Raw genomic sequence first — 2,740 nt, 5'->3', positions numbered from 1 at the left:
AAGCGCCCTGTTCGGACTCGCTTTCGCTACGGCTTCCCCACACGGGTTAACCTCGCAACACACCGCAAACTCGCAGGCTCATTCTTCAAAAGGCACGCAGTCACGAGGATCCGAAGATCCCGACGCTCCCACGGCTTGTAGGCACACGGTTTCAGGTACTATTTCACTCCGCTCCCGCGGTACTTTTCACCATTCCCTCACGGTACTATCCGCTATCGGTCACCAGGGAATATTTAGGCTTAGCGGGTGGTCCCGCCAGATTCACACGGGATTTCTCGGGCCCCGTGCTACTTGGGTGTCTCTCAAACGAGCCGCTAATGTTTCGTCTACGGGGGTCTTACCCTCTACGCCGGACCTTTCGCATGTCCTTCGACTACATCAACGGTTTCTGACTCGTCCTGTCGCCGGCAGACGACAGAAGAGAGATCCCACAACCCCGTATGCGCAACCCCTGCCGGGTATCACACGCATACGGTTTGGCCTCATCCGGTTTCGCTCGCCACTACTCCCGGAATCACGGTTGTTTTCTCTTCCTGAGGGTACTGAGATGTTTCACTTCCCCTCGTTCCCTCCACATGCCCTATGTGTTCAGGCATGGGTGACAGCCCATGACGACTGCCGGGTTTCCCCATTCGGAAACCCCCGGATCAAAGCCTGGTTGACGGCTCCCCGGGGACTATCGTGGCCTCCCACGTCCTTCATCGGTTCCTGGTGCCAAGGCATCCACCGTGCGCCCTTAAAAACTTGGCCACAGATGCTCGCGTCCACTGTGTAGTTCTCAAGCAACGACCAGCCACCCGTCACCCTGATCCATACGAACCAGGAACACCGGGGCCGGCATCGCGAAGGCAAGACCATTCCGGCCGTACCCTCAGACACCCAACAACGTGCCAAGCACACTCATTCAGACTCTCACCGTGTTCCACGCCGAAGCAGTACTGGCGGAGGAGACTTCCGAGTGTGCCAACTAATCAACGTTCCACCCATGAGCTGACCGTGCGAGACGTTTGCTCGCAATCGGTACTGTGCTCCTTAGAAAGGAGGTGATCCAGCCGCACCTTCCGGTACGGCTACCTTGTTACGACTTCGTCCCAATCGCCAGTCCCACCTTCGACAGCTCCCTCCCACAAGGGGTTGGGCCACCGGCTTCGGGTGTTACCGACTTTCGTGACGTGACGGGCGGTGTGTACAAGGCCCGGGAACGTATTCACCGCAGCAATGCTGATCTGCGATTACTAGCAACTCCGACTTCATGGGGTCGAGTTGCAGACCCCAATCCGAACTGAGACCGGCTTTTTGAGATTCGCTCCGCCTCGCGGCATCGCAGCTCTTTGTACCGGCCATTGTAGCACGTGTGCAGCCCAAGACATAAGGGGCATGATGACTTGACGTCGTCCCCACCTTCCTCCGAGTTGACCCCGGCGGTCTCCTGTGAGTCCCCATCACCCCGAAGGGCATGCTGGCAACACAGGACAAGGGTTGCGCTCGTTGCGGGACTTAACCCAACATCTCACGACACGAGCTGACGACAGCCATGCACCACCTGTATACCGACCACAAGGGGGCGACCATCTCTGGCCGTTTCCGGTATATGTCAAGCCTTGGTAAGGTTCTTCGCGTTGCGTCGAATTAAGCCACATGCTCCGCTGCTTGTGCGGGCCCCCGTCAATTCCTTTGAGTTTTAGCCTTGCGGCCGTACTCCCCAGGCGGGGAACTTAATGCGTTAGCTGCGGCACCGACGACGTGGAATGTCGCCAACACCTAGTTCCCAACGTTTACGGCGTGGACTACCAGGGTATCTAATCCTGTTCGCTCCCCACGCTTTCGCTCCTCAGCGTCAGTAATGGCCCAGAGATCCGCCTTCGCCACCGGTGTTCCTCCTGATATCTGCGCATTTCACCGCTACACCAGGAATTCCGATCTCCCCTACCACACTCTAGCCTGCCCGTATCGGATGCAGACCCGGGGTTAAGCCCCGGGCTTTCACACCCGACGTGACAAGCCGCCTACGAGCTCTTTACGCCCAATAATTCCGGACAACGCTTGCGCCCTACGTATTACCGCGGCTGCTGGCACGTAGTTAGCCGGCGCTTCTTCTGCAGGTACCGTCACTTTCGCTTCTTCCCTGCTGAAAGAGGTTTACAACCCGAAGGCCGTCATCCCTCACGCGGCGTCGCTGCATCAGGCTTTCGCCCATTGTGCAATATTCCCCACTGCTGCCTCCCGTAGGAGTCTGGGCCGTGTCTCAGTCCCAGTGTGGCCGGTCGCCCTCTCAGGCCGGCTACCCGTCGTCGCCTTGGTAGGCCATTACCCCACCAACAAGCTGATAGGCCGCGGGCTCATCCTTCACCGCCGGAGCTTTCCAGTCCAGGAGATGCCTCCCGAACTCGTATCCGGTATTAGACCCCGTTTCCAGGGCTTGTCCCAGAGTGAAGGGCAGATTGCCCACGTGTTACTCACCCGTTCGCCACTAATCCACCCCGAAGGGCTTCATCGTTCGACTTGCATGTGTTAAGCACGCCGCCAGCGTTCGTCCTGAGCCAGGATCAAACTCTCCGTGAATGTTTACCCGTAATCGGGTTGCACACTCGCGTTGAGCGGGACACCTCGGCCGGAATAGGGCCGAGTGTCCACAGCGTCCTCGCTGTGTTTTTTCTTCAAAGGAACCTCGACCATCCGAAGATGGACGGGGTATCAACTAATCTGGCGTTGATTTTTGGCACGCTGTTGAGTTCTCAAG

The 2,740-nt window shown here is 58.0% G+C and carries 2 rRNA genes (1 of these 2 cut by a window edge); both read right to left on the bottom strand.

Annotated features, from left to right (window positions below):
* Positions 1-750: ribosomal RNA gene (locus ACWDVG_RS31420) — 23S ribosomal RNA — on the bottom strand (it extends 2,461 nt beyond the left edge of the window).
* A 286-nt stretch (positions 751-1,036) separates the two neighbouring features.
* Positions 1,037-2,562: ribosomal RNA gene (locus ACWDVG_RS31415) — 16S ribosomal RNA — on the bottom strand.
* The 16S and 23S rRNA genes sit together here, the layout of an rRNA operon.
* Positions 2,563-2,740: the final 178 nt, after the last annotated feature.

Source organism: Streptomyces sp. NPDC003327 (genome assembly GCF_053589515.1).
Note: the sequence above shows the minus strand (reverse complement) of the source record. Positions and strands in the feature narration are given on the sequence as shown.